Origin of the sequence: uncultured Polaribacter sp., assembly GCF_947495205.1 — a bacterium.
Lineage (GTDB): Bacteria > Bacteroidota > Bacteroidia > Flavobacteriales > Flavobacteriaceae > Polaribacter.
Genome location: NZ_CANLXV010000001.1, coordinates 310985 through 332817, shown reverse-complemented (window position 1 = coordinate 332817; position 21833 = coordinate 310985). Strand labels below are relative to the sequence as shown.

At 30.5% G+C, this 21833-nt stretch carries 20 protein-coding genes; 9 read left to right on the top strand and 11 right to left on the bottom strand.

Annotation, left to right across the window (positions count from 1 at the left end; all coding sequences use genetic code 11):
* The first annotated feature begins 94 nt into the window (after window positions 1-94).
* The gene (locus Q0762_RS01540; RefSeq protein WP_298762960.1) at window positions 95-1495 is read left to right on the top strand and encodes an OmpA family protein; all 1401 of its coding nucleotides are present in this window, start codon (window positions 95-97) and stop codon (window positions 1493-1495) included.
* Window positions 1496-1566: 71 nt separating this feature from the next.
* On the opposite strand, the gene trxA is transcribed toward Q0762_RS01540, so the two are convergent.
* Entirely contained in the window at window positions 1567-1926 is a 360-nt protein-coding gene (trxA, locus tag Q0762_RS01535; protein ID WP_298762959.1) for a thioredoxin, read from the bottom strand.
* A gap of 244 nt (window positions 1927-2170) precedes the next feature.
* Between trxA and Q0762_RS01530 the strand changes: the two genes are divergently transcribed.
* On the top strand, window positions 2171-4330 hold the full coding sequence (locus Q0762_RS01530) for a prolyl oligopeptidase family serine peptidase (protein WP_298762957.1): 2160 nt from the start codon (window positions 2171-2173) through the stop codon (window positions 4328-4330).
* 277 nt (window positions 4331-4607) lie between these two features.
* Window positions 4608-5537, top strand: a complete 930-nt coding sequence (locus Q0762_RS01525; protein ID WP_298762954.1) for an ABC transporter ATP-binding protein — start codon at window positions 4608-4610, stop codon at window positions 5535-5537.
* A gap of 50 nt (window positions 5538-5587) precedes the next feature.
* Here Q0762_RS01525 and Q0762_RS01520 read toward each other — a convergent pair whose 3' ends face one another.
* Window positions 5588-6073 (bottom strand): Lrp/AsnC family transcriptional regulator, encoded by a 486-nt coding sequence (locus tag Q0762_RS01520; protein WP_298762950.1) that lies wholly within the window; start codon window positions 6071-6073, stop codon window positions 5588-5590.
* Window positions 6074-6208: 135 nt separating this feature from the next.
* Between Q0762_RS01520 and Q0762_RS01515 the strand changes: the two genes are divergently transcribed.
* The 3 genes from Q0762_RS01515 to Q0762_RS01505 all read left to right on the top strand — a co-directional run bounded on the left by Q0762_RS01515 (window position 6209) and on the right by Q0762_RS01505 (window position 9218).
* A complete protein-coding gene (locus tag Q0762_RS01515; RefSeq protein ID WP_298762948.1) occupies window positions 6209-7270 on the top strand; it encodes a DUF1852 domain-containing protein in 1062 nt (353 codons plus the stop codon).
* A gap of 12 nt (window positions 7271-7282) precedes the next feature.
* Complete coding sequence (locus Q0762_RS01510) at window positions 7283-8311, top strand: methionine synthase (protein WP_298762945.1); 1029 nt, start codon at window positions 7283-7285, stop codon at window positions 8309-8311.
* Window positions 8312-8381: 70 nt separating this feature from the next.
* Window positions 8382-9218 (top strand): sulfite exporter TauE/SafE family protein, encoded by an 837-nt coding sequence (locus tag Q0762_RS01505; protein WP_298762942.1) that lies wholly within the window; start codon window positions 8382-8384, stop codon window positions 9216-9218.
* An 88-nt stretch (window positions 9219-9306) separates the two neighbouring features.
* Here the strand turns inward: Q0762_RS01505 and Q0762_RS01500 are convergent, their stop codons facing one another.
* From Q0762_RS01500 to Q0762_RS01485, 4 genes are read right to left on the bottom strand one after another with little or no spacing between them, the layout of a single operon-like run.
* Window positions 9307-9756 carry a 3-oxoacyl-ACP synthase gene (locus Q0762_RS01500; RefSeq protein ID WP_298762940.1) on the bottom strand — a complete coding sequence of 150 codons (450 nt, stop codon included), beginning with the start codon at window positions 9754-9756 and terminating at the stop codon, window positions 9307-9309.
* Window positions 9757-9758: 2 nt separating this feature from the next.
* Complete coding sequence (locus Q0762_RS01495) at window positions 9759-10334, bottom strand: 4'-phosphopantetheinyl transferase superfamily protein (RefSeq protein ID WP_298762938.1); 576 nt, start codon at window positions 10332-10334, stop codon at window positions 9759-9761.
* Entirely contained in the window at window positions 10327-10578 is a 252-nt protein-coding gene (locus tag Q0762_RS01490) for a phosphopantetheine-binding protein (RefSeq protein ID WP_298762937.1), read from the bottom strand. The genes Q0762_RS01495 and Q0762_RS01490 overlap by 8 nt, the downstream gene beginning before the upstream one ends.
* A 50-nt stretch (window positions 10579-10628) precedes the next feature.
* A complete protein-coding gene (locus tag Q0762_RS01485; RefSeq protein WP_298762935.1) occupies window positions 10629-11438 on the bottom strand; it encodes a hypothetical protein in 810 nt (269 codons plus the stop codon).
* A 126-nt stretch (window positions 11439-11564) separates the two neighbouring features.
* Here Q0762_RS01485 and rsmA point away from each other — a divergent pair, with 126 nt between their 5' ends.
* Window positions 11565-12368 (top strand): 16S rRNA (adenine(1518)-N(6)/adenine(1519)-N(6))-dimethyltransferase RsmA, encoded by an 804-nt coding sequence (gene rsmA, locus Q0762_RS01480; RefSeq protein ID WP_298762934.1) that lies wholly within the window; start codon window positions 11565-11567, stop codon window positions 12366-12368.
* A complete protein-coding gene (gene mgtE / locus Q0762_RS01475; RefSeq protein ID WP_298762933.1) occupies window positions 12358-13707 on the top strand; it encodes a magnesium transporter in 1350 nt (449 codons plus the stop codon). Before rsmA ends, mgtE begins: the two co-directional genes overlap by 11 nt.
* A 481-nt stretch (window positions 13708-14188) precedes the next feature.
* Here the strand turns inward: mgtE and Q0762_RS01470 are convergent, their stop codons facing one another.
* The 3 genes from Q0762_RS01470 to Q0762_RS01460 all read right to left on the bottom strand — a co-directional run bounded on the left by Q0762_RS01470 (window position 14189) and on the right by Q0762_RS01460 (window position 17471).
* The gene (locus Q0762_RS01470) at window positions 14189-14866 is read right to left on the bottom strand and encodes a response regulator (RefSeq protein ID WP_298762931.1); all 678 of its coding nucleotides are present in this window, start codon (window positions 14864-14866) and stop codon (window positions 14189-14191) included.
* The gene (locus tag Q0762_RS01465; RefSeq protein ID WP_298762929.1) at window positions 14856-16826 is read right to left on the bottom strand and encodes a tetratricopeptide repeat protein; all 1971 of its coding nucleotides are present in this window, start codon (window positions 16824-16826) and stop codon (window positions 14856-14858) included. Before Q0762_RS01465 ends, Q0762_RS01470 begins: the two co-directional genes overlap by 11 nt.
* 117 nt (window positions 16827-16943) lie before the next feature.
* The gene (locus Q0762_RS01460) at window positions 16944-17471 is read right to left on the bottom strand and encodes an RNA methyltransferase (RefSeq protein ID WP_298762927.1); all 528 of its coding nucleotides are present in this window, start codon (window positions 17469-17471) and stop codon (window positions 16944-16946) included.
* Between the two features lie 118 nt (window positions 17472-17589).
* On the opposite strand from Q0762_RS01460, the gene mutS reads away from it, so the two are divergent.
* Complete coding sequence (gene mutS, locus Q0762_RS01455) at window positions 17590-20199, top strand: DNA mismatch repair protein MutS (RefSeq protein ID WP_298762926.1); 2610 nt, start codon at window positions 17590-17592, stop codon at window positions 20197-20199.
* 136 nt (window positions 20200-20335) lie between these two features.
* On the opposite strand, the gene Q0762_RS01450 is transcribed toward mutS, so the two are convergent.
* A complete protein-coding gene (locus Q0762_RS01450) occupies window positions 20336-21208 on the bottom strand; it encodes a carboxypeptidase-like regulatory domain-containing protein (RefSeq protein WP_298762924.1) in 873 nt (290 codons plus the stop codon).
* Between the two features lie 62 nt (window positions 21209-21270).
* On the bottom strand, window positions 21271-21552 hold the full coding sequence (locus Q0762_RS01445; RefSeq protein WP_298762923.1) for a hypothetical protein: 282 nt from the start codon (window positions 21550-21552) through the stop codon (window positions 21271-21273).
* Window positions 21553-21833 lie beyond the last annotated feature (281 nt).

Sequence of the window (21833 nt, the reverse complement as noted above, 5' to 3'; positions counted from 1 at the left end):
CAGTTATTTTCCGCTAAAAAAAGGGTGTTTTTCCTCAAACCTTAGTTAATTTAAAATAATAATTTTGCTTTATAATTTTTTACAAAATTTAACTATGAAAAGAAAAATATTTTATGCAATCTGCTTTTTTAGTATAACTGGAATAGCTAATTCACAAGAAAAGAACAGCAAGTATGTTAATGGAGAAAGTAATTATGACTCATGGTCATTAAGTGGGTATTTGGGACCGAGTTCTATATACACTGGAGATCTAAGAACAGATGAAGCTGCCTTTAAATTTGGTGTAGCTGGTGAAATAGGAGCAACCAAATGGTTTAATCATGGATTTGGTGTGGAAACTTTACTACAGTTTGGAAAAACACGCCAAACTAATGCAACTCCAAATACAAGTGGAAATACTACCTATTTAGGTCTTTCCTTTAACGGAATGTTAAACCTTAACTCTGTTTTTAGACGCGGAGATTTAATTGGAGAAAGAAAATGGAATGCCTATGCATATGCAGGTATAGGAATAATGGATTTTACATCTAAAGTTACAAATACCGTTACAAATAGAACAACAGAGTTTAAAAATGATGCGCCTTGGAGAAGTATATATGTGCAAGGTGGAGCTATTCTGTCTCGTAAATTAAATGATAAATTTGATATTTCTGCAAGGGCAAATTTTTTATTATCAGGTAGAGATATGTTTGATGGAGTGGAGTCTACAAAACATGCAAATGCGCAAGAGCAATTACTCACTACAACTATTGGAATCACCTATCATTTTGGAAAAAAAGAAAAATTAGTTTGGTCAGATCCTCTTGATTATAAATTAAAAAATGCTTTGGCAGACCTTAAGCTTACAAATACTACAACCACAAAAAGTTTAGATTCTGTAGCTAATGTAGCGTTAAACAAAGGTACTTTAGACCAAGATAAAGACGGTGTCTTAGATGCAATGGATAAATGCCCAACCATAAAAGGAAAAAAAGAAAATGGTGGCTGCCCAGAAATGATGAACACAGAAAAAATTATAAACAATATATTAGAAGAGCTAGTTACAGAAAAAAGTAACGCTAGTATAAAACCTAAATATTACAACAAATTAAATAAAGTTGTTACAGCATTTAGAGACAATATTAAAAATATACTAGATGATCTTAATTTTAATTTAGAGGGTATTAATTTTGATACAAATAAGGCAATTATAAAACCTGAATATTTTAACCAATTAAATGAAGCTGCTAAAACTTTAAACAGTAATAAAGATAAAAAGTTTATAATCTATGGTTATACAGATTGTTTAGGTAATTTTTCTTCAAATCAAATATTATCAGAAAAAAGAGCATTATCTATTAGAAATTACTTGATAGAAAGAGGCGTTTCAAGCAGTCAATTACAAGCAATCGGAAAAGGAGAAAACTCTCCTTTAAATACATGTACTCCATGTAATTCATGCGGCAAAATAGAACATGATCAAAACAGAAGAATAGAATTCAGATTAGTAAAATAAAGAGTTTAAATTGAGTTAATTATTTTTTAACAGGTCTGTAAAAATTTTATACAGACCTGTTTTTTTATTACCTATTTCGCTATCTTTAAAACTTCTGCAATTACACGTTCTAAATCTGCTTTTGGTAAAGCTCCATTTGCCATTTGTGGCTCGCCTTCTGCAGGGCAAAACAACATGCTTGGTATACTTCTAATACCAAACGCTGCAGACAACTCTTGCTCTGCTTCTGTATCTATTTTATAAATATCTATTTTACCTTCATATTCTTTAGATAATTGCTCTAAAACAGGTGCTAACATTTTACACGGGCCACACCAATCTGCATAAAAATCTACTAATGCTGGTCGTTTTCCTTCAAACTTCCATTCTTTATTTTCTTCAAAATTAAACACCTTTTCTAGAAAAGTTGCTTTGGTTAAATGCTCTACCATAATACTTGTTTTTCTTCCAACAAAGTTGGATTTTTAATTTCTTTTTACACTTACTTACGTAAGTTTATTCTTTGGTTATTAGCATATAAAATAAATGCTACAATATGCACAAATGTAGTCGAAATTATAAAACCTACATTACAAATGCCAAACAACAGAAAATTTTAAAGGTTAAAAGCTGTTAAATACCAAAAATAAAACTTTAAAATCTTTAAATTTGAAATGTATCAAAGCCACCTAGATTATGAAATCTCAAATACTCATTCCTTTTTTACTAACCAGCCTTATTTTAGCATCTTGTAAAGAAGTAACCACAAAAAGCAACCAAAATTTGACCTATCCAAAAACTACAAAAAAACCAGTTACAGAAACCTTTTTTGGCACTAAAGTAACCGATAATTACAGATGGTTAGAAGACGACAAAAGCGAAGAAACAAAAAATTGGGTTCAAGCAGAAAATGAAGTAACTTTCGGTTATTTAAATAAAATTCCATACCGAAAAGAAATTAAAAATCGTTTGTCAGAATTATGGAATTACGAAAAAATAGGCACTCCATTTTTAGAAGGCGATTACACTTATTTTTATAAAAATAACGGCTTACAAAACCAAAATGTATTGTACCGTAAAAAAGGCGATGATACTGCTGAAGTTTTTTTAGATCCCAACACTTTTTCTAAAGACGCCACAACTTCTTTAGTATCTATAGAATTTTCTAAAAATGGTAAAACAGCAGCCTATTCAATTTCTGAAGGTGGTTCTGACTGGAGAAAAATAATAATTATAGATGCTGCATCTAAAGAAATTAAAGAAGATACTTTAGTAGACGTAAAATTCTCTGGCATTTCTTGGTACAAAAACGAAGGTTTTTATTACTCTTCTTATGACAAACCTAAAGGAAGTAAATTATCTGCCAAAACAGATCAACATAAATTATATTACCATAAACTAGGCACTTCACAAAAAGAAGATTTGGTAATTTTTGGAGAAAAACCTTCAGAAAAACACAGGTATGTTGGTGGTAATGTTACAGAAGATAATCGTTATTTAATAATATCTGCATCCATCTCAACCTCTGGTAACAAATTGTTTCTAAAAGATTTAGAACAACCAAATAGCAAATTAATTACCATTGTAAATCATGTAAAAAGCGATACGTATGTTGCAGTAAACAACGGCAGCAAATTATATTTGGTTACCAATTTAAATGCACCAAATAAAAAAGTGGTTACTGTAGATGCCAAAAATCCAAGTCCAGAAAATTGGAAAGATTTTATTCCTGAAACAGAAAATGTACTAAGTTTAAATACTGGTGCTGGTTATTTTTTTGCCAATTATATGGTAGATGCTGTTTCTAAAATTTTACAATACAATTTTAATGGTCAATTCATTAGAGAAATTAAATTACCAGGCGTTGGTTCTGCCAGTGGTTTTGGTGGCAAAGCAACCGCACAAGAATTGTATTTCTCTTTTACAAATTACAGCACTCCTGGTGCCTCTTTTAAATTTAACCCCAAAAACGGTACCTATAAAACTTATTGGAAACCAAAAATAACTTTTAATCCAGAATTTTATACCAGCAAACAGGTGTTTTATACTTCTAAAGACGGCACAAAAATACCAATGATTATTACACATAAAAAAGGAATAATTTTAAACGGTAAAAATCCTACAATTTTATACGGTTATGGTGGTTTCAACGTAAGTTTAACTCCAAGTTTTAGCATTACAAATGCCGTTTGGATGGAACAAGGTGGGGTTTATGCCGTACCAAATTTACGTGGTGGTGGCGAGTATGGTAAAAAATGGCACAATGCTGGTACAAAAATGCAAAAACAAAATGTTTTTGACGATTTTATTGCCGCCGCAGAATATTTAATAGAAAAAAACTATACCTCATCAAATTATTTGGCAATTCGTGGTGGCTCTAATGGTGGGCTTTTAGTTGGCGCAACAATGACGCAAAGACCAGATTTAATGCAAGTTGCGCTGCCAGCAGTTGGGGTTTTAGACATGTTGCGTTACCACACATTTACAGCAGGCGCAGGTTGGGCATACGATTATGGTACTGCCAATGATAGCCCAGAAATGTTTGCGTATTTAAAAGGATATTCTCCAGTACACAATGTAAAAAAAGGCGTAAAATATCCTGCAACTTTAATAACCACTGCAGATCATGATGATAGAGTTGTGCCCGCACACAGTTTTAAATTTGCGGTAGAACTGCAAGAAAAGCAAACTGGCAAAAACCCAGTTTTAATAAGAATAGAAACCAATGCAGGCCATGGAGCAGGCACACCAGTTGCCAAAACCATAGAACAATATGCAGATATTTTTGGATTTACACTATTTAATATGGGTTTTAAAACACTACCAAAACCATCAAAAAATAAAATTAAAAGTTAAGTTTATAATCAATTTTATACTAATTTGGGCGTTCCCTAAAGGTCGCGCTTTTCGCACTCACTTTGCACAAAAAAGTGCAAGAGTTCAAACAAATGCTGCAATCGCTAACGCAAACATACGGCTATTTAAAAAAGAGATTGCTATCTAAAAATAACTTGTAAAATTTAATCAACAAGTAAAAAAGTTTAGAAAAATTATAAAAAAGCTCAATTTTTTTGTTTCTATATTTCATCAATAGAAAAAAGAAAAGGAATAAAAGAAAGCTTATTTTTGTACCATGCTAAAAGTAAACAACATTTCTTTTAATTATCAAAAAAAGAAAGCGGTTTTAAACAACTTCTCCTTTCAATTAAATGCTGGCGAACATTTGTGTATTATGGGTGAAAGTGGTTGTGGAAAATCTACACTTTTAAAAATTATTTACGGTTTATTCGATTTAAATGAAGGCACAATTTTTTGGAACAACACTCAAATTTTTGGACCTAAAAAAAATTTAGTTCCCGGTTTTAAACACTTCAAATACGTAGCACAAGATTTCGATTTAATGCCCTACATTTCCGTTTCAGAAAACATTAAAAAACATTTGTCTCGTTTTTATCCAGAAGAAAGCGAAAAACGCACACAAGAACTTTTAGAAGTTATAGAAATGCAAGCTTTTGAAAACACAAAAGTTAAAAATTTAAGTGGCGGGCAAAAACAACGTGTTGCCATTGCCAGATCTTTGGCAAAAGAACCCCAATTATTGCTTTTAGATGAACCTTTTGGCCAAATAGATAACTTTAAAAAAAATACACTTAGAAGACGTTTATTTGCCTATTTAAAAGAAAAAAATATTGCCTGTATTGTAGCCACTCATGATAAAAATGATGCTCTTTCTTTTGCCGATAAATTGCTAATTATTAGAAACAACAAAATTTTAATAAATGCTGCACCAAAAGAAATTTACAACCATCCAAAAGAAAAATATGTAGCTACTTTATTTGATGATGTAAACGAGCTTCTAATACATAACAAAACCGTTTTATTATATCCACATCAAATTAAATTAACAGAAAACACAAAACACAAAGCCTCTATTGTAAACTCTTATTTTAATGGTACTTGTTGGTTATTAGAAGCTAATTTTAATGGTAATACTATTTTTTTTAACCATTCTTCTCAGATTAAAAAAAATAAAGAAGTGTATTTAGAGTTTCTTAAAAGATAGTTAAACATAAAATTTCAATTCTTTTTTCTGTTTTTCTAAAAAAATCACTTTTATACAGGCACAGCATAACTATGTTTTATAACTCCAATAACAAAAGTACTATGCGCACTTCCTATATTTTTTACAGAACCTAACTCATTAATTACAAAAGATTGATAATGTTTCATATCCTGAACCATAATTTTTAATAAAAAATCATAGTCCCCAGAAATATTATAACACTCTACCACTTCTTTAAGCGCAACTATATCTCGTACAAACTTATTTCCTATTGCTTTGGTATGCTCTTTTAAAGTAATATTGCAAAATACGGTTAGGTTTTTATCTACTTTTTCAGCATTTACAATAGCAGTATATTTTTCTATCACTCCTTCTTTTTCTAGCCGTTTAATCCTTTCATAAACAGGTGTAGTAGATAAATTTACTCGTGCAGCTATCTCTTTAGTAGTCAATTTTGCATCTTTTTGAAGAATTCTAAGTAATTTAAGGTCTATTAAATCTAGGTTTTTTATAGAAAATATTTCTGTTTTATTCATTTTAACACGCTTTAAAAGATTAATAATCTACAATAATACAATAAATAGATAAATTATCTAATTTTAGATATAAAATTAATTAATTAATCTTTTATTATGAATTTTACAGAACTAAAAACTGTAAATTAAGATGATATGAAAGCAACTTTATTAGAAGATTCTAACACAAGTAAAAAGAAAAATATTGCCCCATTACAAAACACCATTAGCAACAATTTTACATTTGCTCTAAAGCATATTTATTTTAACGAAAACTATATTCCCTCTAGCAATACACGAGCAACTACCAACTTTGCAAATTTAGCAAGAGGAGGCAGTCGTAAAAAAAACTTACAAAACACTATTAAAATGATAAACAATCGTTTTAACAGTTTAGCAAATTGGGACAACCCTAATAACGATCGGTATTCTATAGAATTAGAAATTGTTTCTGTTGATTTAAATATAGATAATAGCAATACAACGTTTCCATCCATTGAAATATTAAAAACAACTATAATCGATCATAAAACAGATAAACGTATAGCGGGTATTGTTGGTAATAATTTTTCTTCTTACGTACGCGATTACGATTTTAGTGTATTGCTTTTAGAACACAACAAACATAAAAGTACATTTAGTATTCCAACTAATTTTGGAGAATTACATGGCAATATATTTAAGTGTTTTGTAAATTCTAACACCTACAAAAACAACTTTATCAAGCCACCTGTTATATGTTTAAGTGTATCAAATAGTAAAACATATCAACGTACAGGAAATCATCACCCTGTATTAGGCTATGAATACCAAACCGATACATCTTCTTTAACAGAGCAGTATTTTAAAAAAATGGGTTTACAAGTGCGTTATTTTATGCCGCCTAATAGTGTTGCTCCCTTAGCGTTTTATTTTTTTGGTAATTTACTAACAGACTACACAAACCTTGAATTGATTAGCACTATTAGCACCATGGAAACATTCCAAAAAATTTATAGACCCGAAATTTACAATTCCAATTCTGTGGCAGGACAATGCTACAAACCTAGTTTAAAAAATCAAGATCATTCTTTAACTAAAATTGTATATAACCGAGAAGAACGCTCTCAACTAGCAATAGAGCAAGGTAAATATACTGAAAATCATTTTATTAAACCCTACAAAAATATCCTAGAACAGTGGTCTGCTAATTTCTCACTTGAATTAGTAACACATTAAAATTATATTATTATGAAAAAATTATTACCAACCTCTATAGTTGGGAGTTTACCCAAACCTAGTTGGCTTGCACCTCCAGAAAAACTTTGGTCTCCATGGAAATTAGAAAAAAAAGAATTGCTAGAAGGAAAACAAGATGCTTTACGTATTGCTTTACAAGAGCAACAATTGGCTGGGATTGATATTATTAGTGATGGCGAGCAAACTCGTCAACATTTTGTAACAACATTTATAGAGCATTTAAGTGGTGTAGATTTTGAAAATCGTAAAATTGTAAAAATTCGTGATCGTTATGACGCCAGTGTTCCTGTTGTTGTAGACCAAGTTACACGTAAAAAAGCTGTTTTTGTTGATGATGCTAAATTTTTACGCAAACAAACTAACAAACCTATAAAATGGGCATTACCTGGCCCCATGACCATGGTAGATACTTTGCACGACAACCATTATAAAAGCCGAGAAAAATTGGCATGGGAGTTTGCAAAAGCTCTTAACGAAGAAGCCAGAGAATTGCAAGACGCAGGGGTAGATATTATTCAGTTTGACGAGCCAGCTTTTAATGTTTTTTTTAATGATGTAAACGATTGGGGAATGGCAGCAATGGAAAAAGCTATTGAAGGCTTAAACTGCGAAACTGCAATACATATTTGTTACGGCTATGGTATAAAAGCTAATAATGATTGGAAAAAAACATTGGGTACAGAGTGGAGACAATACGAAGAAATTTTTCCTAAAATTCAAAAATCTAATATAGATATTGTGTCTTTAGAATGCCACAACTCTTGTGTACCGTTTAATTTAATAGAACTTATTAGAGGTAAAAAAATAATGGTAGGGGCTATTGATGTGGCAACTAACAACATAGAAACTTCAGAGGAAGTAGCTACTACCCTAAGACAGGCTCTTAAATTTGTAGACCCAGAAAACCTTTACCCTTCTACAAATTGTGGTATGGCTCCTTTGTCTAGAAACGTAGCTCAAGGAAAATTAAATGCGTTAAGCAAAGGCGTAGAAATTATTCGTAAAGAATTAGCTATTTAATCTTAATTTACAAATCAATTAAAGGTTTCACTTTTTTAGTGAAACGAAAATCTATAAAAATAATTTATTAATGGATATATTTATTCTTTATTACTTGGTTGCTGGTGCTTTTGCTGGCATAATTGCAGGCTTGTTTGGAATTGGCGGCGGTATGATAATTGTACCTGCTTTAATTTACATTTTTACAAAACAAGGGCTTCCAGGAGCGGCACTTACACACATTGGTATTGGTACATCTTTAGCTACTATTATTGTTACTTCTATTAGTTCGCTTCGTGCCCATAATAGTCGAGGAGCGGTAAATTGGAGTGTATGGAAACGTATGGCGCCCGGGTTGGTAGCCGGCTCTTTAATTGGTGCTGGTATTACATCTTTTATCAATGGTAATTCACTTCAAGTAATCATTGGAATAGGTGCTTTTTTAGTAGGATTAAAAATGCTGTTTATGAAAAATAAAGCTTTAGAAGTAAACGACTTTAGCAAACTACCGTCACCAATTGGGCAAACTGGCTTAGGTGGTTTTATTGGTCTTGTTTCTGCTATTTTTGGTATTGGGGGTGGTACATTAACTGTACCCTTATTAAGTAATTATGGACTAAAAATTCAGAATGCAGTAGGCACATCGGCTGCCTGTGGCTTACCTATAGCTAGTGCTGGTGCTATTGGTTTTCTTTTTTTTGGTCAATTTATTAATGCTGATATAAAAGAATCACTACCTAATGGTATTCTGGGTTTTGTGCATATTTATGCTTTTATTTGCGTGAGTTTAGCTAGTTTTTTCACCGCACGTATTGGAGCTAAAATTGCACATAAATTACCTGCCGCAACATTAAAAAAGGCATTTGCAGTACTGCTATTAATTGTAGGTGTTAAATTAATGTTAGCTTCTAATATTTTTACGATCTAAGAATCTTTATTATTTATTAAAAATTCGTTGTGCTTTTATAGGTGTTTTACATAACTTTTATAAATGCACATCGATTTATTTTTTTAACCTAAAAAATGTCATCAATTTCTATATACTTTCCGTTAAAAGAAACGGTGTCTCTTTCCTCTTTTCCTAAAAATAACTTACCAATAGGAGAAGAGACAGAAACAGCATAATAATCTTCATTTAAAACCCTTAATTTTCCTGCAGAAATAGCTATAAAATAATTAATATTTGCTGTTTTAACAATGCTGCCTAAACAAACTTTTTTAGACGTTTTATAAACATCAATCTTTGTTAATGTTGTTTTCATGTTTACAATTCCTGCCAATTGCTGGCTTGCTTTTTCCATTTCTAATTGCAACATAGCACGCCCAGTTTCGTGTTTGTCTCCAGCAGAACTTTTGGTTTCAGACTGCAATGCTTTTTGGTTAGAACTAATGGTTTGTTTTACATTCTGTAAACGCTCATTTACAAAAGTTTCGCACGCTTTAAAAAGTATTTCTTTAATGCTCATAACTACAACATAAATGCAAAAGCGCCATATTTTCCATGATGGGTAATAGAACAAGAACTGGTTAATAATTTATTTTGGTAATAAAACTTTGGCGCACCGTTTTTAGTTTTTCTTTTTTCAACTTTGTTCTTGGGTAAATTATACAGTGCTGCAAGTTTTGTTTCAATTTCTGCATCAACAGTATTTGCACTACCAAAACCTTGGTACATATTAATTTTAGGCTTTATGTAAAATGCTTTCTTATTTTTGGCAACAGTATGCACAAAATGCGCATCAAACTTAGATTGTGTATAAAATATTTGGTTGTTATAAAACACAGTTCCCTTTGCATCAGTAAGTAAACTACACTCAAATTTTTGCGGTGCAAAAAAACGTTTTTCTTGCTCTTGTGTGTAACATTTGTAAGCTGCTTCTTTCATAGACCAAAACAACCAAACTTTTTCAAAAGGAATTTCTGAATTTAAAATTTCTTGTTGTTCTTTTTCAGTAAATTGTTTTTCTATAAAACCATGTCTTTGCCAATTACTTTGGGTTTTAGCCAATTTTAAATCTACAATATCGTTACCAATTTTAGGCATTTATTTTTTCTTGAATAATAGCAACTGTAGCTTTTACAGACAACATTTTTTCCATAGACTCATTATCTATTTCTATAGCAAAAGCATCCTCTACATCTAAAATAATATCTACCAAATTTGCAGAGTTTATTTCTAAATCGTTTATAAAATCGGTTTCTTCAGATAAGTTTTTAAAACCTTCTTCATTTTGCACATAAGGTTTTACAATAGTGGTTAATTTTGTTATAATGGCTTCTTTTGTCATCTGATAAATTCTTGTAGTTACCACAAAGTTAGGCAAAACATTGGGAATAATTAAAAACTAGCTTCTATACCTAAAGAAAATGCTTTAATTTCTGAAACGCCCAATTTATAATTTGCATAACCAGATGCAATTCTATAGTTTTTTAAATGATATTTTAAAAACAATTTTGTGTTTCTAACAGATGTTGAGTTTATGGTTGCCCATTTGTGAGATGCCATTATGCTTATTGGCTTTTTCACAAACAATTCGCCACCAAAACCCCATAAAAATCTGGTTTTATTTACGGTATTAAAAATACTTCTAAAACCAATACCAAACCAAGCATTAAAACGCTGTGTTCTAATTCTGTGGTATTTTAAAAGTGCAGAAAACATATGAAAAGAATCGTTTTTATTTGGTAATCTTTCTAAAAAAGTAGTGTAATTTACGTCTAGCGCAAAACGTTTTAAAAACTTAAAATCTACACCAAAATCATTGCCATAAAATGTATTACTTTCTAATAAAAAATAATTGTAAACATCTAACCTTGCCAATGTATAATTGGTACTATCTGTATAAACAAAATTACCATAATTTGCCTGTTTGTAAGGGTAATACGCAATTTCTGCATCGTGCATTTTACCTTTCATTTCCCAAGGAGATTCAAACAAAACACCATAAAAAGAATAGGCAGCAATGCCAAAAATTATGCGCGCTATTGGGTTTGTATCGTCATCATTATCTAATAAAGTATCAGAACTTGTTGTACTTGTTGCTGTTTTAGTAACTGCACCACCTGTATTGTTTGTGTTACTTAAACTTTGTTTGGCTTTATTTAATTTACCACTTTGCCCGTATGTTTCTGAATAAAAAAACAGCACAAAAAATAAAATATAGCCCTTTATTATAGTTCATAGTTTGGTTTTATTATCTGCAAAGCAACCAAAAATTATGCCGAATTAACTGTATCTTTGCTTTTTAGTTCTATCTCTACAAAAACAAAAACTGTGTCTGTACAAGCAAAAAAACATTTAGGTCAGCATTTTTTAACAGATGAAAGTATTGCAAAAAATATTGCAGACGCTTTAACCGAAAACGGTTACGATAATGTGTTAGAAATAGGACCAGGAATGGGTGTTTTAACCAAATACCTCTTAACTAAAAAACCAAAAACTACAGTTTTAGAATTAGATAGAGAATCTGTAGCTTATTTAAAAGATGTTTTTCCGGTAGAACAGTTGCATTTAGACACAAGTGCTCAAAATTTTGCCATAATAGAAGGCGATTTTTTAAAGAAAAATCTTCAAGAAATTTTCCCAAACAAACAGGTAGCTATTATTGGTAATTTCCCCTATAATATTTCTAGTCAAATTGTATTTAAAGCCATAGAAAATAAAGAGTTTGTACCAGAATTATCTGGTATGTTTCAAAAAGAAGTAGCCAAAAGAATTGCAGAAAAACCGGGCAGTAAAGTTTACGGAATTTTATCTGTACTTACACAAGCTTTTTACGATGTAGAATACCTGTTTACAGTACCTCCAACTGTTTTTAATCCACCACCAAAAGTAGATTCTGGTGTAATTAGATGCATCAGAAAAGAAAATTACACACTACCAGTAAACGAAAAAATATTTTTTAGAGTAGTAAAAACAGCCTTTAATCAACGCAGAAAAATGTTGCGTTCTAGTTTAAAATCTTTTAATCTTTCTAATTCTTTAAAAGAAGACCCTATCTTTGCCAAAAGACCAGAACAGCTGTCTGTAAACCAATTTATAGAACTTACACAAAAACTGATAGAAAATGGCATTTGAAATCACAGATGAATTTCTAGACAATCTTACAGAATTAATAGCTTTAGACAATTCTAAAGCCATTACAAACTTGTTTGCAGAAGTACATTACGCAGATATTGCAGAGGTTTTAGATGAAGTTAGTTTTGATGAAGCTATTTATGTAATTAAACTATTAGATAGCGAAAAAACATCAGAAATTCTAACAGAATTAGACGAAGATATTCGTGAAAAAATCTTAGAAAACTTATCTGCAAAAGAAATTGCAGAAGAAGTTGGTGAGATGGATTCTGATGATGCAGCAGATATTATTGGAGAACTTTCTGAAGAAAGACAACAACGTGTAATTAATGCGTTAGAAGATGATGAACTTGTAGCAGATATTAAAGAACTATTGTCTTACGAAGACAATACAGCTGGTGCTTTAATGGCAAAAGAACTGGTAAAAGTTTACGAAACTTGGACAGTTGCAGGCTGTATGCGCAGAATAAGAGGGCAAGCCAAAGACGTTACCAGAGTGCACTCTATTTACGTAGTAGATAAAGCAGATAAATTAGTGGGTAGATTGTCTTTAAAAGACCTAATTATTGCAAAGTCCGACCAAAAAATATCTGAAATTGCAAAATCTAAAGTAGATGCTGTAAATGTAAATGAAGACGATGAAGAAATTGCCAAAATTATGGCAAAATATGATTTAGAAGCCATACCTGTTGTAGACCATAACCAAATACTTTTAGGCAGAATTACTATTGATGATATTGTAGACGTTTTAAAAGATGAAGCCGACAAAGATTACCAAATGGCGGCAGGTTTAACACAAGACGTAGACTCAGACGATAGTATTTTTCAGCTTACCAAAGCACGTTTACCTTGGCTTTTCTTAGGTTTGGTTGGTGGTGTTGGCGCTTTTATTATTATGGAAGCATTTCAAGTTGTATTTTCTACTTACGCAACCTTGTTCTTTTTTACACCATTAATTGCAGCAATGGCAGGTAATGTTGGGGTACAATCTTCTGCAATTATTGTGCAAGGTTTAGCAAATGATGATGTAAAAGGATCTGTAAATAAAAGACTATTAAAAGAAATGTTTTTGGCCGCTTTAAACGGTATAATTTTAGCCCTATTTCTTTTTGGTTTTGTTTGGGCTTACGAAGGTAAAATAGACCTAGCCTTAGCCATTTCTGTTTCTATGGTAGCTGTTATAATAATTGCAGGTTTAATAGGTACTTTTGTGCCACTTTTTCTAAACAAAAGAGGCATAGACCCCGCAATTGCAACAGGCCCATTTATTACCACTTCTAATGATATTTTTGGAATTTTAATTTACTTTTTAATTGCAAAATTAATCTTAGGTATTTAAAAGGTATTGTTTTCAAAAAATAAAAATAATTAGAAGCTATTTCCTGCTTTCACTACTCGCTTTGCACAAAAAAGTGCAAGAGCTCAAACAGGCCGTTCAACCAGGGCTAAGCTTGTTTGCCAACATTTTGCACAAGCAATACGCAATTGTTCACTTTTAAAAACAACTATGCCATTTAAAACCGAATAAAATTTAGCTCAAAAAATTTAATTTATAACGCTAAATTTACCTTTTCCTAGCAAAAATAAATACCTTCATTTTTTAAACAAAAAAAACCTTTCTAACGCGTTAGAAAGGTCTTTTCCTTTTTCTTCATAATTCTTAACATAAGCCCCTAATCTCATATTATGCAATTAATCCCAGTCTGGAAATTTTGTTTTTGTTTGATTGAACAAATACACTACAAAAATAGTAGGAATTAAGAAAGCCAAGTGGTTAAAAGCCGAAATTAAAAATGCGGATTTCCGCAAAAACGGAATTATCAATCAATAATACCCAATTCTTTTGCTTTTAATATCAAATCTGTATTGTTGTTGGCATTTAAATCTGTTCTTAAATTAGCCAATTTAGTCTCTATAGAACGCAATTTAATCGCAGTTCCATCACCTTTTAAAATAACACCTTCTAAATTTGCAATTTTTGGGTGATTGGGCAGTTCCTTTAAAATCTGAATTGCAACATCATCCATTTGAATTTGAATAATATTTCTGCGCATTATCTTTTGATGCACTTCATGTGTATAATAAAATTGATTTTCTAACATTTTCTTTACCGCAAAATCCAACTCTGTAGCATCGCAATTGTTTTTTAATATATATGCATTGGGGTTTAAATTATGAATTACATTATAAACTCTATTGGTTTCTGAATGCCCTGTAATTACGCCAATTTTAATATCAATTTCGTTATTTCTTATGGCTTTTATCAATTCTTCACCACCATCTAATTTGGCATCTGCTGTGATATTATCAAAACTTAAATCTGTAAACAAAATATCAAAAGGTTTCGTTTTTCGATTTGCTTTTATCACCTCAAAAGCAGCATCACAACTATTTACAGTTACAATATCAAAATCTCCTACTTCCTTTAAAGAGCAAAGTATGCCTTGAATTACCAACTGATGGTCATCTGCAATTAAAATTCTTGTTTTAGTTTCCATTTTTAGGGATTTCTAAACTAATTTTTGTTCCTTTTTCCAATTCACTTTCAATAGAAAATTTTCCACTAATTTCCTCTATACGTTCTTGCATATTTTTTAAACCAATACCTGTTTGCTTAGCCTTGGTATTAAAACCTATTCCATTATCTGTAATCTTTAAAAAAACTATTTTTTTTGTTTCGCTAAAATGTAAAATTATGGTTTTGGCTTTAGCATATTTTTTTGCATTTTGTATACTTTCTCTTACTGCTAAAAACAGGGTTCTTTTAATAGAATTGTTAATTTCTTTCCAATTTACAGTATCTATAGCTTCTATTTTTATTCTAAAATCGAATTCAAAATAATCTGCAACTAAATTAATAATTTGGTCTTTAAAAGAAACTTTATCAAAGCTCTCGCTACTTAATTGGTGCGATAAATTACGGACGTTTTCTTTAATAGTATCTAAACTTTGTGCTTCTTCTATTTGTTTTGTTTTTGTTAATTTTAAATGCAACATTCTTATATCTCCAGCAACCTCGTCATGTAAAGATTTTGCAATTTGTTGGCGTTCTTTTTCTCTAACTTCTACTTGTGCTAATTTTGCCTCAAACAAAAACTTTTTTCTTCTACTTGCAACAACACTTGTACCAAAACCAATAAAAAGAATACCTGCTCCTGCAAATAACCAGCCAATTGTTTTTTGTTGTTTTTCGCTTTCTAAGAGCAATTCTTTACGTTGATTTTCTTGTTTTAAAATTATATTTTCCTGGTCTTTTTTTTCAGTTTCATACCTAAGCTTTGCAAACTGATTTTTTCTTGTTCTTTCTCTAGAAAACAAACTATCTTTTAAATAAACATAATCTTTAAAGTACTTTTTAGAGGTGTTTCCTGTAGTTAAGGTTGTTAAAAATTCTAAACATTCTAAAACTTGTTCATTATTTCTTGTTTGTTTTCCTAACTTTAAACCTATTTTGGCATGTTTTTTTGCCAAATTATATTGTTCTGTTTTTATATATGCTTCTGCTAAAAGGCTATGAGAAACACTTTCTCCATAAACATAATTAATTTTTTTTCTGCCTTCTAAAACTGTTTTATATCCTTTTATAGCTGCTGCTGTTTTTCCTTGTTTAAAATATACAGTAGACAAACCTCCAAGTAAATTTTGATATTGTCTTGGGTATTTTACAGCAATACTATCAAACTGTAAACCTTCTTTAAAAAATGCAATTGCTTGCTCAAAATTACCTTCATCTACATAGGTTAAACCAATATTGTTGTAAAGATTTAAATAATTTATTTCTCTTCTATTTTTTACAGGATTAAACTTTGCCATTTCTCTTGCCTTTATATAATATGCTCTAGATTCTTTTGGCCTGTTTAAATGGCCCAAAGCGTTTCCTAAAGTTTGGTATAAAGAAATTAAAGTTCTGTATTCTTTTTGTCTTGAAGGCTCTATAAACTTTAAACCTTCTACAGCAGTTGTTTCACTACCTGAATAATCGAGTTCTTTTACTTGAAGAACTGCCATTGACAAAAACCTTCTACCAACTTCTACAGAATCTTTTAAACCCACAAAAATGTTTTTTGATTCTTGGTAATAATAAAAACTACTATCTAAATTATTTTTAAGTTTATGATTTATAGCAGCAATATGAAATGCTTTTGCTAAAGAAAAAGAGTCTTTACTTTCTTGAAAGTGTTTTAAAAGCGTGTTTTTTGAAAAAATTAATCCTGTGGTATCTTTGGCAAAATAACTAGCTCTGGCAAGGGCTATAGAAGTTTGCTTAATAAGCGAGTCATGCTTTAAATTTTCTGAAAGCGCAATGGCTCTTTTTAAGTATAAAAATTTCTTTTCTTTTTTGGCATTATCTAAATAGAAAACAATAGAATCTTTTTTTTGCGAAAACAAATTAAAAGATTGTAAAAAAACAAAGAAAAACAAAAAAGTTAACGCGCAGGCGTGTCCTAAATTTTTCACGTTTTTGCGTAATAAAAAAATTTAACAAAATGTTTTAAACCGGGGCATTTTATTGGCATTATTCAAAATTTTATTGAAAACCTTAAAAATATAAAAAATAGTCAAAAAAAAAGGTTTTTATTTCATTTTTTGAAACAAATCCCAAATAACAACACCAGTAGTTACAGCAATGTTTAAAGAATGTTTGGTACCCAATTGTGGTATTTCGATACACAAATCACTAGCATTTACCACATCTTGCTGCACACCTTTTACCTCATTACCCATTACAATTGCATATTTTTCTGTTTTCTCCGGATAAAAAGTATCTAGTTTTGTTGAGTTTTCTGCTTGTTCTATTGCTAAAACTTTTACATTTTCTGCTTTTAATTTTTCAACTAAAGTCAACGTGTCTTCTACATATTCCCAAGCTACAGATTCTGTGGCACCCAAAGCCGTTTTATGAATTTCTTTATTGGGCGGAGTTGCACAAATGCCACACAAATATATTTTTTCAATTAAAAAAGCATCAGAAGTTCTAAAAACAGAGCCAATATTGTTTAAACTTCTAATGTTATCTAAAACAATTATTAAAGGTGTTTTTTTTACCGTTTTAAATTCTTCAACAGAAATTCTACCTAATTCGCTATTTTTTAGTTTTCTCATAATTTTTAGTTATTGGTTTGTGGTTTTTAGTTGATGGTATACGAACTAATAACCAAAAACTAAACACTAACAACTATATTTTATATCTTCGCAAAACTAACTGAAAATTTCCAAAAACTTGGCAAAATCAAAAGCGAAAAAGGTAACTCCTTTAATGAAACAATACAATGCCATCAAGAATAAATATCCTGATGCTATGTTGTTGTTTCGTGTAGGAGATTTCTACGAAACTTTTGGTGAAGATGCCATAAAAGCAGCTGGGGTTTTAGGCATTACGCTTACAAAAAGAGGCGCTGGTTCAGATTCTGAAACTGCGTTAGCAGGTTTTCCTCATCATTCTTTAAATACGTATTTGCCAAAATTGGTAAAAGCTGGTATGCGTGTTGCTATTTGTGATCAGTTAGAAGATCCAAAAATGACCAAAACCATTGTAAAACGTGGTGTTACAGAATTGGTTACACCTGGTGTTTCTTTAAATGATGAAGTTTTACAAACCAAAAAGAATAACTTTTTAGCGGCAGTACATTTCAACAAAAATTTGTTGGGAATTTCTTTTTTAGATGTGTCTACAGGTGAATATTTGGTTGCACAAGGAACTGCAGAATATATAGATAAATTACTCCAAAATTTTTCTCCAAGTGAAGTATTAGTTCAAAAGCAAAACAAGCAACAATTTTTAGAATTGTTTGAAAACAGATACTACACTTTTTATTTGGATGATTGGGTTTTTCAAAAGGAATATGCCAATGAAACTTTACAAAATCATTTTGAAGTAAAAAGTTTAAAAGGCTTTGGAATAGAAGAAGTTAAAAACGGAATTATTGCTGCTGGTGCAGTTTTGTATTATTTATCTGAAACCCAACACAACCAACTAAAACACATACAATCTATTCGCAGAATTGCAGAAGATAATTATGTTTGGATGGACCGTTTTACGGTTAGAAATTTAGAATTGTACAATCCTAATTCTGTAAATGCAGTTACGCTTTTAGATGTTATAGATAAAACCATTTCGCCAATGGGCGGTCGTTTATTAAAACGTTGGTTGGCACTGCCTTTAAAAAATATTGATGAAATTAAAAATCGCCATGAATTGGTGAAGTTTTTTATAGATTCAGATGATTTTTCAAAAACAGTAACCTATCAACTCAAACAAATATCTGACTTAGAAAGGTTAATTTCTAAAGTGGCTACTGGCAAAGCATCACCTAGAGAAATTGTAATTTTAAAAGATTCTTTAAAAGCCATTTTACCAATTAAAAATGAAGCTGAAAAAAGTAAAAATAAAGCGGTACAAGAACTGGGTAAGCAACTACATTCTTGCGACGTTTTAATTGCTAAAATTTCTGAAACTTTGTTTGACGACGCTCCTGTAAACATCAATAAAGGAAATGCAATTGCCAACAATGTACACCAAGAATTAGACGATTTACGTGCCATTTCTACTTCTGGAAAAACATATTTAGACAACATGCTAAAACGTGAAACTGAAGCCACAGGTATTAGCAGTTTAAAAATTGCATTTAACAACGTTTTTGGGTATTATATAGAAGTTAGAAATACACACAAAGACAAAGTTCCTGAAGAATGGATCAGAAAACAAACCCTGGTTTCTGCAGAACGTTACATTACTGAAGAACTTAAAGAATACGAAACCAAAATTTTAGGTGCAGAAGAAAAAATTGCCAAATTAGAGCAGGACATTTTTTCTAAATTATTGCAATATATTATTGGTTTTGTGCAAAAAGTACAAGAAAATGCGCAAGTTATTGCAAAAATTGATTGTTTATTGTCTTTTTCGGTTTTAGCAATAGACCACAATTATGTGCGACCTATTATGGATGAATCTACAGATTTAGACATTAAAAACGGAAGACATCCTGTTATTGAAAAACAATTGCCTATAGATCAAACCTACATTGCAAATGATGTGGTGTTAAACAGAAATCTACAGCAAATTATTATGATTACTGGACCCAACATGTCTGGTAAATCTGCTATTTTGCGCCAAACTGCATTAATTGTTTTACTTGCGCAAATGGGAAGTTATGTACCTGCACAAAATGCAAAAATTGGTATTGTAGATAAAATTTTTACTAGAGTTGGCGCTAGTGATAACATTTCTATGGGCGAATCTACGTTTATGGTAGAAATGAATGAAACAGCATCTATCTTAAATAACGTTTCTGAGCGCAGTTTAATTTTGTTAGATGAAATTGGTAGAGGAACCTCTACTTATGACGGTATTTCTATTGCTTGGGCCATTTCTGAGTTTCTGCATGAGCACCCAACCCAAGCAAAAACATTGTTTGCCACCCATTATCACGAATTAAACGAAATGACTACTACTTTTGAGCGCATTAAAAACTTTAATGTGTCTGTAAAAGAATTAGAAGACAATATTATTTTCTTGCGTAAATTGGTTTCTGGTGGCTCTAACCACAGTTTTGGTATTCATGTTGCAAAATTGGCTGGCATGCCAAATATGGTAATTCATAGAGCCAATAAAATTTTGGAAAAGTTAGAGAAAAACAATAAAAACTCAGAAGTTAAAGACATTTTAAAACAAGAACAGCATGAAGAAATACAACTCAGCTTTTTTCAGTTAGATGATCCTTTACTAGAAAATATTAGGGAAGAAATATTGGCTACAAATATAGATACTTTAACGCCTATAGAAGCGCTTATGAAATTGAATGAGATTAAGCGTATGTTGGTGAGGAAGTAACGTTGTTGTATAAACTTTGTTGCGTTGATTTAGCGTAAAGTTAGTAAATATTTACTGAATTAAAAGCGTGCGAAAAGTTTCCAAAATAAGCCAATAAAAGCAATAAAATTTATACGGTGTTGGTAGCCGTTTTTATTTATTCCACTTTTGTTACAAATAGTTTTAATGAAAATAAAGGTGATGGTATTGATATAGTATTTTTAGCTTTTAGTTTCAAATAATTTTGATATTCCATCCAATTATTACTATGATTATACTTAATATAAACATCGTTTTTAACTCCTTTACTGTCGAAATGAATTGATGGATTTATTCCATAGTATTTTTTTGTAGAAAATGTTTTATTAGTTATAACCCTTTCTATTACAACATAAAAATCTATATCTGGCACTATTAAATTATCTTTGATTTCATAAATAAGTTTCTTTTTATTAACATTAACTTTAGCTGTAAATTTTCTAGATAATGGTTTTAGCTCAATTTTATTTGGATTGATGTTTTGAAATATTTGTAATGTTATTAAACCTTCATCACCATATTCTAGTTTATTATCAGATTTAATTGGTAATTCTATTTTTTTTAATTTTAAAGTTTTCTTATTGTTGATTCGTATAGCATAATTTACATTTAGTGATAAAGGAAATGTATGTCTCCCTTTCTTGTATCCAATTTTTTCTACTTTATTTTCACTGGAACTTATAATAATTTCTTCTAATTCATGAAATTTAGGTTTTAAAATAAATGTAGTGTCACTATTGTTGTTTTTTTTGATGATTTTTTTTTCATAATAATTTATATGGCTTATAACTATCGTATCATTATTTATTGCTTTTAATGAAAAGCGACCATCTACATCTGAATAAGTATATAATTTATTATTAACATTCATAATATTAGCGAACGATATTTTTTCTAAAGTAAGTTCATCAATTAAAACACCTTCTACTTTTTGACTATAAAGGTTAGTAAGTTGACATAAAAAAAACATTATTGTTATATTTATTTTCATAATTTATAATATATTAAATTAACCACCCAAGACAAACTTAGGTGGTTGGTTTAAAGTACTTTTTACTCACATTTTTCTGTTCCACCATCCCAATGTTTTCCTACTCGAATACCGAAAACGGTGAAACTTTTTGTAACAAGTCTAATTTCATCACCTCCTAAACCTGTTGGACTAAAACATGATCCTTTATCTTTTTTTACTCCAATACCAAGAAATCTCGCTTCCTGTATATTATCTGATGAGTTTACAGATTCATAATTTAAATCAAATCCAATTGCACAAATAGCAAAAGCACCAATTAATAGTTTTTTTCTAAAATTTAAATTTTTAGTTATAATTAACATACTTAAAAAAATTATGCTCCATTTAGGTCTTGAGCGGTTAGATTTCGACCATTAGCTGGCTTTTATTTTTCACTTTTCCAGAGGGTGATATTTCTTTTTTCTACTAATTCCGTAAATCGGATGGTCTTAAATTCACTCTGTTTACTTGGTTCAAATGGCTACCAACCTGTTATAAACAAATAATTAATTATCATATCCCGTTTATAAAGTGTGTTATTATTTCTTCTGTAAACATAACAGATAAAAACAGTGTTGTCAATCCCTAAATTCAGGGATATTTA

What these genes read in the sequence shown, in the direction of transcription:
- Q0762_RS01470 (WP_298762931.1), bottom strand. Translation starts at nt 14,866, where the DNA reads ATGGAAACTAAAACAAGAATTTTAATTGCAGATGACCATCAGTTGGTA.
- trxA (WP_298762959.1), bottom strand. Translation starts at nt 1,926, where the DNA reads ATGGTAGAGCATTTAACCAAAGCAACTTTTCTAGAAAAGGTGTTTAAT.
- Q0762_RS01450 (WP_298762924.1), bottom strand. Translation starts at nt 21,208, where the DNA reads ATGAAAATAAATATAACAATAATGTTTTTTTTATGTCAACTTACTAAC.
- Q0762_RS01495 (WP_298762938.1), bottom strand. Translation starts at nt 10,334, where the DNA reads ATGCCTAAAATTGGTAACGATATTGTAGATTTAAAATTGGCTAAAACC.
- Q0762_RS01505 (WP_298762942.1), top strand. Translation starts at nt 8,382, where the DNA reads ATGGATATATTTATTCTTTATTACTTGGTTGCTGGTGCTTTTGCTGGC.
- Q0762_RS01520 (WP_298762950.1), bottom strand. Translation starts at nt 6,073, where the DNA reads ATGAATAAAACAGAAATATTTTCTATAAAAAACCTAGATTTAATAGAC.
- Q0762_RS01530 (WP_298762957.1), top strand. Translation starts at nt 2,171, where the DNA reads ATGAAATCTCAAATACTCATTCCTTTTTTACTAACCAGCCTTATTTTA.
- Q0762_RS01490 (WP_298762937.1), bottom strand. Translation starts at nt 10,578, where the DNA reads ATGACAAAAGAAGCCATTATAACAAAATTAACCACTATTGTAAAACCT.
- Q0762_RS01500 (WP_298762940.1), bottom strand. Translation starts at nt 9,756, where the DNA reads ATGAGCATTAAAGAAATACTTTTTAAAGCGTGCGAAACTTTTGTAAAT.
- Q0762_RS01540 (WP_298762960.1), top strand. Translation starts at nt 95, where the DNA reads ATGAAAAGAAAAATATTTTATGCAATCTGCTTTTTTAGTATAACTGGA.
- Q0762_RS01525 (WP_298762954.1), top strand. Translation starts at nt 4,608, where the DNA reads ATGCTAAAAGTAAACAACATTTCTTTTAATTATCAAAAAAAGAAAGCG.
- Q0762_RS01510 (WP_298762945.1), top strand. Translation starts at nt 7,283, where the DNA reads ATGAAAAAATTATTACCAACCTCTATAGTTGGGAGTTTACCCAAACCT.
- mgtE (WP_298762933.1), top strand. Translation starts at nt 12,358, where the DNA reads ATGGCATTTGAAATCACAGATGAATTTCTAGACAATCTTACAGAATTA.
- Q0762_RS01460 (WP_298762927.1), bottom strand. Translation starts at nt 17,471, where the DNA reads ATGAGAAAACTAAAAAATAGCGAATTAGGTAGAATTTCTGTTGAAGAA.
- Q0762_RS01445 (WP_298762923.1), bottom strand. Translation starts at nt 21,552, where the DNA reads ATGTTAATTATAACTAAAAATTTAAATTTTAGAAAAAAACTATTAATT.
- Q0762_RS01515 (WP_298762948.1), top strand. Translation starts at nt 6,209, where the DNA reads ATGAAAGCAACTTTATTAGAAGATTCTAACACAAGTAAAAAGAAAAAT.